Source organism: Streptomyces sp. NPDC050704, from assembly GCF_040654355.1.
Taxonomy (GTDB): domain Bacteria; phylum Actinomycetota; class Actinomycetes; order Streptomycetales; family Streptomycetaceae; genus Streptomyces.
The window spans coordinates 109792-118161 of record NZ_JBFAHW010000024.1 but is presented as its reverse complement, the minus strand read 5'-3'; the positions used below and the strand labels follow the sequence as shown (position 1 = coordinate 118161).

The 8370-nt window shown below is 69.2% G+C and carries 10 protein-coding genes and 1 pseudogene; 10 read left to right on the top strand and 1 reads right to left on the bottom strand.

Going from position 1 to position 8370, the window contains the following annotated elements; genetic code table 11:
- Window positions 1-123: 123 nt before the first annotated feature.
- Window positions 124-981, bottom strand: coding sequence for an SAM-dependent methyltransferase (locus AB0I18_RS17020; RefSeq protein ID WP_363106270.1), 858 nt, complete (start codon window positions 979-981; stop codon window positions 124-126).
- A 241-nt stretch (window positions 982-1222) separates the two neighbouring features.
- Between AB0I18_RS17020 and AB0I18_RS17015 the strand changes: the two are divergent.
- The 10 genes and pseudogenes from AB0I18_RS17015 to lepB (AB0I18_RS16970) all read left to right on the top strand — a co-directional run.
- Window positions 1223-1749: pseudogene (locus tag AB0I18_RS17015) on the top strand (proline--tRNA ligase); the annotation flags it as partial.
- A 260-nt stretch (window positions 1750-2009) separates the two neighbouring features.
- Complete coding sequence (locus AB0I18_RS17010) at window positions 2010-2606, top strand: hypothetical protein (RefSeq protein ID WP_363106269.1); 597 nt, start codon at window positions 2010-2012, stop codon at window positions 2604-2606.
- 322 nt (window positions 2607-2928) lie between these two features.
- Complete coding sequence (gene rpsP, locus AB0I18_RS17005) at window positions 2929-3348, top strand: 30S ribosomal protein S16 (RefSeq protein WP_363106268.1); 420 nt, start codon at window positions 2929-2931, stop codon at window positions 3346-3348.
- A 2-nt stretch (window positions 3349-3350) separates the two neighbouring features.
- Window positions 3351-3590, top strand: a complete 240-nt coding sequence (locus tag AB0I18_RS17000; RefSeq protein ID WP_003973401.1) for an RNA-binding protein — start codon at window positions 3351-3353, stop codon at window positions 3588-3590.
- Between the two features lie 135 nt (window positions 3591-3725).
- Window positions 3726-4343 carry a ribosome maturation factor RimM gene (gene rimM, locus AB0I18_RS16995; RefSeq protein ID WP_363106267.1) on the top strand — a complete coding sequence of 206 codons (618 nt, stop codon included), beginning with the start codon at window positions 3726-3728 and terminating at the stop codon, window positions 4341-4343.
- Complete coding sequence (gene trmD / locus AB0I18_RS16990; RefSeq protein WP_363106266.1) at window positions 4343-5176, top strand: tRNA (guanosine(37)-N1)-methyltransferase TrmD; 834 nt, start codon at window positions 4343-4345, stop codon at window positions 5174-5176. Before rimM ends, trmD begins: the two co-directional genes overlap by 1 nt.
- Before the next feature lie 138 nt (window positions 5177-5314).
- Window positions 5315-5665 (top strand): 50S ribosomal protein L19, encoded by a 351-nt coding sequence (gene rplS, locus AB0I18_RS16985; RefSeq protein WP_363106265.1) that lies wholly within the window; start codon window positions 5315-5317, stop codon window positions 5663-5665.
- Window positions 5666-5709: 44 nt separating this feature from the next.
- Window positions 5710-6426, top strand: coding sequence for a signal peptidase I (gene lepB, locus AB0I18_RS16980; RefSeq protein ID WP_363106264.1), 717 nt, complete (start codon window positions 5710-5712; stop codon window positions 6424-6426).
- Window positions 6419-7510, top strand: coding sequence for a signal peptidase I (gene lepB, locus AB0I18_RS16975; protein WP_363106263.1), 1092 nt, complete (start codon window positions 6419-6421; stop codon window positions 7508-7510). Before lepB (AB0I18_RS16980) ends, lepB (AB0I18_RS16975) begins: the two co-directional genes overlap by 8 nt.
- Window positions 7395-8357 (top strand): signal peptidase I, encoded by a 963-nt coding sequence (gene lepB, locus AB0I18_RS16970; RefSeq protein WP_363106262.1) that lies wholly within the window; start codon window positions 7395-7397, stop codon window positions 8355-8357. The genes lepB (AB0I18_RS16975) and lepB (AB0I18_RS16970) overlap by 116 nt, the downstream gene beginning before the upstream one ends.
- The last annotated feature ends 13 nt before the right edge of the window (window positions 8358-8370 follow it).

The following is an 8370-nucleotide window of genomic DNA, read 5'->3' as shown; positions in this document are numbered from 1 at the left end:
CGACCAGTCGGCGGAGGCGGGCTTCGAACTGCGCGAACGGCTGTGTGTGTACCCGGAGTTCGTGCAGCGGGTAAGAAGGGCGCCCCCAGCGCGTTCCCACAAGTGCCGGTGAAACTCCCGGACTCAGACCGTACGCGCGATCAGATACCGGAACACGTTCGGCATCCACACCGTCCCGTCCCGCCGCTGATACGGGTGAAGGGCCTCCCGGAGTTCCTTGTCGACCTGAACCTGGTCCGTGGCCGCGACGGCCGCGTCGAAGAGCCCGGTGGAGAGCAGGCCCCGTACCGCGTTGTCCACGTCCGCGTACCCGAAGGGGCAGGCGACCCGTCCGGACCCGTCAGGCCGGAGCCCAGCCCGCTGGGCGACCTCCTCCAGGTCGTCCCGGAGAGCCGGACGCCAACTCCCGGTACTGCGCAACGGATCCGCCAGTTTGGTGGCGACCCGAAGCACCGAGGACGTGGCACACCGCTCGGGCGGTCCCCATCCGGCGAGCACCACGGGAACCCCGCGCCCGACGAGCGGAGCCGCCGCCGCCAGCGCCGCACCGAGCCCTTCGGAATCCCCGGCCACGCACCCGATGGGCTCGAAGGCGGTCACCAGGTCGTACGCGGACGTCTCCGCGCGGACGGCCTCCTGCGGAGACCCGTCGACGACCCGGGCCGCGCCGCGCGTGCGTGTGCCCCACGCCTCGGGCAGCAGACGCTCCCGCGCGAGAGCCAGCCGCTCGGGCGTGCCGGTGTCGACACCGGTGACCGCGGCACCCCGCGACGTCGCCATCAGCAGAGCAAGGCCGGACCCGCAGCCGAGCCCCAACAGCCGTGTCGAGGAGCCCACTTCGAGTCGCTCGTAAACGGCCTCGTAGAGCGGAACGAGCATCCGTTCCTGAATCTCCGCCCAGTCACGCGCGCGTGCCCACGGATCCACCCGGGGCGCCGCCCCCGCGTGAGGTAGGTGCTGCCGCACGAGCGTAGGTGTCATCGAAAGCGCCCCAATCGCCGAGAGTTGCTCCTGTGCCCCGTTTGTCCGCCCCCGTGCAGTGCGCTCGCACTCCCCCCGTATGCCAGGAAACTCCGCGCTCGTCGTGGCGTCCAGGGGTTACGGGGTCCGGTTTGCGCGCCAACGGCGTACGCCGCGAGATTTCACATTCCGGCAACCTGGGCCCGTACCGTCGCGCCATGGCGAAGGCACCCGTTCTCACACCCGGGACGGCCGATTTCCCTTCGCCAGGTGGGTGCGGAGCTACCGCGATCTGCCGCTGCTGATCAATCGGTGGGCCAACGTGGTCCGTTGGGAGGTGCGCCCGCGCGTGTTCCTCCGTACGACCGAATTCCTCCGGCAGGAGGGGCACACGGCCCACGCCGCCTACGAGGACGCACGGGACTGCGCCGCGTACGTCCATGAGAAGGTCTACGCCGACTTCATGGTGAACGTCCTCGGCGTGGACGTCGTACTCGGCCGGCTCCTGGGGGGCGTCCACTCGCATGGCGGGTGGCCTGATCGTGTCGCACGGCGACGACGGCGGGTTGCGGGTCCCGCCCGCCTCGCCCCCGTCCGGGCCGTCGTGCTCGCCATCAAGGGCGACGGCGCGGTTCTGGCCAAGGTCCACGAGACTCAAGGGTGTGCCCGTACGCATCGAGGCCGGCCGCGCACGTGATGACCGTACGGTGTCTGGTCGCGGAGGGCGGGTCGGTGCCCGGGGTCGACGGCGCACCCGGTAACGTCGATGTAGTGGCCCGCGCCTACTGAGCCCGTGTGTTCCGCCGCGAGAAGGACCGAAACGCCTCTTGCGCATCTGATGACCACAGGTGCCCCGGCGTGCGGACAGTGTCTACATGCCGGGGCGTACGCGTTACTACGTACCGCATTGGTAGGAGCTGTGAAGCTTCTCCGCAGATCAGCGCACCCGCCCTCGTCAGGACGCATCAGCGGCAACTGACGGGTACGTGCAAATTATTTGGGATGCCCCGGAATAGGAACACAGGGGCACCCCGGCTCGTTGTCATTACGTGAGCACGACACCACCTGTTCTCGCCGCAGAGCTGGCAGGGGCGTGGGCCGACATTCAGCGGCACCACCCCGAACTGCCCGATCTTGCCGCGCCAGAGTCCCTGATCGGAGAGTCGTCGTCCGCCTGCGGACACGAGCTCTCCTTCGAGCGACTGCTCCACGAAGCAGTCCACGGCATCGCCGCCGCCCGAGGAGTCCGTGACACCTCGCGCGCCGGCCGGTACCACAACCGCAGATTCCTCGCGATCGCCGAGGAGCTGGGCCTGGACCACCCCGAGGAACCGCATCCCAGCAGCGGCTTCTCGCTGGTCACGCTCAACCCCGAGGCGAAGCGCCGCTACCGCCCGACGATCGAGCGGCTGCAGCGCGCCCTCAAGGCACACACGGTCGCCACCGCCTCGGACACGGCCCGCAGCTTCCGCGGCCCGGCCGCCCGGCACGGCTCCTCCGGAGGAGGCGTGCGCGTGAAGGCGGTCTGCGACTGCGGGCGCAACGTCCGCGTCGTTCCGTCGGTCCTGGCCCAGGCACCGATCGTGTGCGGGGGATGCGGGAAGCCGTTCCGTATTCCGGAGGTGGTCGGCGCCGCAGCGGGCTGAGCCGGTAACTTCCGTAGCGGCGGGAGAGTCGTGTCGCCGGGGTGGAGCAGGAGGGCGCAGCGGCATCTCGTGGGTGCCGGGTTGCGCAGCGGCCCACCTCGACGGCGACGCCCGCGCCGGGCCCGACCGAGTCGCGGGCCGGTCACACGCTGCCCGGGTCGAGGCGCCCGTCGGCGTGTGGCAGAATGGCCAGCTGTACTCGACAGTCGAACAGGACCCCTCTCTCCTCCGGCTGACGCGTCCATCGGGCACTCGGGTACCGCAACCCCACGCGGCAATCTCGCCGTGCCCACCCACGTCAAGACCAGGAGACACCACTTCCGTGGCAGTCAAGATCAAGCTGAAGCGTCTGGGCAAGATCCGTTCGCCTCACTACCGCATTGTCGTCGCCGACTCCCGTACCCGCCGTGATGGCCGGGCCATCGAGGAGATCGGCCTGTACCACCCGGTGCAGAACCCGTCGCGTATCGAGGTCGACTCCGAGCGTGCGCAGTACTGGCTGGGTGTCGGCGCGCAGCCGACCGAGCCGGTTCTCGCCATCCTCAAGCTGACCGGCGACTGGCAGAAGCACAAGGGCGAGCCCGCCCCGCCGCCGCTGCTCGTGGCCGAGCCGAAGGCCACGCGCCCGGTGTTCGACGCCCTGGGCGGCGAGGACGAGGGCAAGGGTGAGGCCATCACCCAGAAGAAGAAGGCTGAGAAGAAGGACGAGGCTGCCGCCGAGTCCGCGTCGACCGAGGCCTGAGCATGCTCGAGGAGGCTCTCGAGCACCTCGTGAAGGGCATCGTCGACAACCCGGACGATGTGCAGGTCGCCTCGCGCAACCTGCGCCGTGGGCGCGTCCTCGAGGTCCGGGTTCACCCCGACGACCTCGGCAAGGTGATCGGCCGCAACGGCCGCACCGCGCGCGCCCTGCGTACCGTCGTGGGTGCCATCGGCGGCCGTGGTGTCCGCGTCGACCTCGTCGACGTGGATCACGTCCGCTGACGTAGAACGCAGCACCGGCTCGGGCCGGGGAGGGCCATTGGGCCGTCCCCGGCCCGTAGTCGTCCCCCGTGGTTCTCCACGAAGCAGTCCTCCACGAAGCAATGCCGGTAGGCACATGACAGGAGATCAGGCGAAGTGCAGCTGGTAGTCGCGCGGGTGGGCCGCGCCCACGGCATCAAGGGCGAGGTCACCGTCGAGGTACGTACCGACGAGCCGGAGCTGCGGCTCGCGCCCGGCGCCGTGCTGGCCACGGACCCCGCCTCGGCCGGTCCGCTGACCATCGAGACGGGCCGGGTGCACAGCGGCCGCCTCCTGCTGCGTTTCGAGGGTGTACGGGACCGCAACGCCGCCGAGGCACTGCGCAACACCCTGCTGATCGCCGACGTCGATCCGGAAGCGACGCCCGAGGACCCGGACGAGTACTACGACCACCAGCTGATGGACCTGGACGTCGTCACGAAGGACGGTGCCGAGGTCGGGCGGCTCACCGAGATCTCCCACCTGCCCTCGCAGGACCTCTTCGTGGTCGAGCGGGCGGACGGGACCGAGGTGCTGATCCCGTTCGTCGAGGAGATCGTCGTCGAGATCGACCTGGAGAAGCAGCGGGCGGTCATCGACCCGCCGCCCGGTCTGATCGACGACCAGGCCGTAATCGCGTCCTCCAGGGACGACGAGGACGAGGACGTGGACGGAGATGGGGGCGGGGGCGGGGACGACAAGGGCACCGGGTCCGGCTCGGGAGCCGACGCCTGATGCGGATCGACGTCGTCACGATCTTCCCGGAGTACCTGGAACCCCTGAACGTCTCCCTGGTCGGCAAGGCACGCGCGCGTGGACAGCTGAATGTGCACGTGCATGATCTGCGGGAGTGGACCTACGACCGGCACAACACGGTCGACGACACCCCCTATGGCGGCGGCCCCGGGATGGTCATGAAGACCGACCCCTGGGGCGACGCGCTGGACTCCGTCCTCGCGGACGGCTACGAGACAGGCTCAGACGGGCCCGTACTGGTCGTGCCCACCCCCAGCGGGCGCCCCTTCACCCAGGAACTCGCCGTCGAGCTCTCCGAGCGCCCCTGGCTGGTCTTCACGCCCGCCCGCTACGAGGGCATCGACCGCCGCGTCATCGACGAGTACGCGACCCGGATGCCCGTCTACGAGGTCTCCATCGGCGACTACGTCCTGGCCGGCGGCGAGGCGGCCGTCCTCGTCGTCACGGAGGCCGTGGCCCGGCTGCTGCCCGGTGTCCTCGGCAACGCCGAATCGCACCGGGACGACTCCTTCGCCCCGGGAGCCATGGCCAACCTCCAGGAGGGGCCGGTGTACACCAAGCCGCCCCGGTGGCGCGGCCGCGAGATCCCGGACGTGCTGCTCAGCGGCCACCATGGGAAGATCGCCCGGTGGCGCCGGGACGAGGCACTGAAGCGCACGGCGGCCAACAGGCCGGACCTCATCGAGCGCTGCGACCCCTCGGCCTTCGACAAGAAGGACCGCGAAATGCTCTCCATCCTGGGCTGGGCACCGGACCCGGACGGGGTGGCCCACGGCCGATTTTGGCGCAGGCCAGAGGGCATGGAAGAATAGGCCGCTGTTGTACGTCGTCCGGCGTGCGCCCCTGCCACAGGGGGACACGACGCCCGCCCCGACGCGGACAGCCTCCCTTTTTTTGGAACACCGACTTCCGTTGATGACCTGTGGCATCAGCGAAGAAAGCAGACGATCATGCCCAACCTGCTCGACACCGTCGATGCCGCGTCGCTGCGCAGCGACGTCCCGGCCTTCCGCCCGGGTGACACAGTCAACGTCCACGTCCGCGTCATCGAGGGCAACCGCTCCCGTGTGCAGCAGTTCAAGGGCGTAGTCATCCGTCGCCAGGGTGCCGGTGTCCGCGAGACCTTCACGGTCCGCAAGGTCTCGTTCTCCGTGGGCGTGGAGCGCACCTTCCCGGTGCACACCCCGATCGTCGAGAAGATCGAGCTCGTCACCCGCGGTGACGTGCGTCGCGCGAAGCTGTACTACCTCCGTGACCTGCGCGGCAAGGCCGCGAAGATCAAGGAGAAGCGCGACAACTGAGCTTACGCCGGGTCCACATGAGGGCCGGATAGCATCTGGCCCACATGGACGCCGAAGCACAGCAGACGGAGCGCGACCGCTCCTCCCACCCCGCCGCGTCCGAGGAGATCTCGGACACAGGAGGGGCGGAGGGGCGGTCGCGTTTCGCGTTGGTGGACCGGGTCGCCGCCTGGTTGCCCGGCGGCCGGATCAGCCTGACTCTGCTGTTCTGTCTGGTTTGTCTGCTGCTGCTCAGTCGCTTCGTGATCCAGCCGTTCCAGATTCCCAGCGGTTCGATGGAGCCCGGATTGAGGATCGGGGACCGCGTTCTCGTAAATAAGTTGGCGTACCGTTTCGGTGCTGAGCCGAGGCGCGGTGACGTCGTCGTGTTCGACGGCACCGGTTACTTCGGCGACGCCGACTACATCAAACGTGTCGTCGGCGTGGGGGGAGACCATGTGGTCTGCTGCGACAGGCAGGGGAGGATCGAGGTGAACGGCCGGTCGGTCGACGAGTCGACGTTTCTGTACCCCGGGAACAAGCCGTCCGAGGTGTCGTTCGATGTTGCCGTACCCGACGGCACCCTGTTTGTCCTCGGCGACCACCGCGGCGACTCCAGCGACTCCCGCGACCACCTGGGCTCCCCGGGTGGCGGCATGATCCCCCTCGGTGACGTGATCGGCAGAGCCGACTGGATCGCCTGGCCCGTCGGCCACTGGACCCGCCTGGAGCGCGCCGACGGCTACGCGCGCGTGCCGGCCGCGGATGGTGTCCATGGGTAACCGCGGCAAGCCCCGCGGCGCCCACAGCGCCGCCGAGGACCTTCTGCCCACGGGCACCCGGCGCACCGGCGGCCCCACCCTGCCGGGCCGCGCCGAGCGGCGCAAGCTCGCCCGCAGGGTCAAGCGGCGCAGGCAGCGTTCGGCGATCAAGGAGATACCCCTCCTGATCGGGGTCGCCCTGCTCATAGCGCTTGTCCTGAAAACGTTCCTCGTCCAGGCCTTCGTGATCCCGTCGGGCTCCATGGAGCAGACGATCAAGATCGGTGACCGGGTCCTGGTCGACAAGCTCACACCGTGGTTCGGCTCGAAGCCCGCGCGCGGTGACGTCGTCGTCTTCAAGGACCCCGGGGGATGGCTGGAGGACGAGCAGCCGACGACGCAGAAGGAAGACCCGATCGTCGTCAAGCAGGTCAAGGAGGGGCTGACCTTCATCGGCCTGCTGCCCTCCGACAACGAACGGGACCTGATCAAGCGGGTCGTCGCGACCGGCGGTGACACCGTCAAGTGCTGCGACGCCCAGGGCCGGGTGACCGTCAACGGCATGCCGCTCAACGAGCAGTTGTACATCCACCCCGGCAACAAGCCCTCGTCGTTCGCGTTCGAGGTGAAGGTCCCCGCGGGACGCCTCTTCGTCATGGGCGACCACCGGGCCAACTCCGCCGACTCCCGCTTTCACCGCACCGAGAAGTTCAGCGGCACCGTGTCCGAGGAGGAGGTCGTGGGCCGCGCCATGGTCATCGCCTGGCCCATCGGCCACTGGACCCGCCTCAAGGAACCGGACACCTTCGCGTCCGTGCCCGACGCGCCCGGCGGGGCGCCCACCGCCCTCGGCGCGTCGCATAGGGTGGCCACCGCGGATCGATACGGATTGATCCCGCTCCCGACCCCTGCGGAACTCCCGCTCGTTATGGGAGTGGTGGGCCTGCGTCGTATCCGTCGCAGGCGGCGGCACGGAGTGAGGAGTGGATGTGGGGGATTTGGCGGTCGGCGCACGATCCGGACACGAGGGCCCGGAGGAGCGACCGGAGCGACCCGACGACACGGTCCCCCCGGCCGTAGAGGACGTCGCGGTCTCCGGGGGTGACTCCGGTGGCGACGACGGCACGGACGAGCGGGACGAGCGGGGCGGTGACGACGACGCCCCCCGGCAGAAGAAACAGCGGTCCTTCTGGAAGGAACTCCCGCTGCTCATCGGCATCGCGCTGATTCTCGCGCTGCTGATCAAGACCTTCCTGGTGCAGGCGTTCTCGATCCCCTCGGACTCGATGCAGAACACCCTCCAGCAGGGTGACCGGGTCCTGGTCGACAAGCTGACCCCATGGTTCGGTTCGGAGCCGGAGCGCGGCGAGGTCGTCGTCTTCCACGATCCCGACAAGTGGCTGGCCGGCGAGCCGACCCCGAACCCGAACGCGCTCCAGAAGGGCCTCAGTTGGATCGGCCTGATGCCGTCCGCCGAGGAGAAGGACCTGATCAAGCGTGTCGTCGCGGTCGCCGGTGACACCATCGAGTGCAAGGGCACCGGCCCGCTGAAGGTCAACGGCAAGGCGCTGAACGAGACGTCCTACGTCTACGAAGGGAACACTCCCTGCACCGTGGACGACCTCGGCGGCCAGTTCAAGCTGAAGGTGCCCGAAGGCAAAATCTGGGTCATGGGTGATCACCGGCAGAACTCGCTGGACTCCCGCTACCACCAGCAGGACAAGTACAAGGGCTTCGTGCCCGTGGACAACGTCGTGGGCCGCGCCATCGTGGTCGCCTGGCCGCCGACCCGCTGGTCCACGCTGCCGGTGCCGGACACCTTCGACCAGAACCTCGGTGCCGCCGCTCCGGGTGCGCTCGGTCTCGCGGGTGCGGTGCCCCTGGTGCTGTGGCGCAGGCGCCGTCTCACCATCGGAAACACGAGGGTTTCTGGGTCGGGTACCGCCGGGTAGGGTGCCGTCCCAG

What these genes read in the sequence shown, in the direction of transcription:
- rplS (WP_363106265.1), top strand. Translation starts at nt 5,315, where the DNA reads ATGCCCAACCTGCTCGACACCGTCGATGCCGCGTCGCTGCGCAGCGAC.
- trmD (WP_363106266.1), top strand. Translation starts at nt 4,343, where the DNA reads ATGCGGATCGACGTCGTCACGATCTTCCCGGAGTACCTGGAACCCCTG.
- lepB (WP_363106263.1), top strand. Translation starts at nt 6,419, where the DNA reads ATGGGTAACCGCGGCAAGCCCCGCGGCGCCCACAGCGCCGCCGAGGAC.
- lepB (WP_363106264.1), top strand. Translation starts at nt 5,710, where the DNA reads ATGGACGCCGAAGCACAGCAGACGGAGCGCGACCGCTCCTCCCACCCC.
- AB0I18_RS17000 (WP_003973401.1), top strand. Translation starts at nt 3,351, where the DNA reads ATGCTCGAGGAGGCTCTCGAGCACCTCGTGAAGGGCATCGTCGACAAC.
- AB0I18_RS17020 (WP_363106270.1), bottom strand. Translation starts at nt 981, where the DNA reads ATGACACCTACGCTCGTGCGGCAGCACCTACCTCACGCGGGGGCGGCG.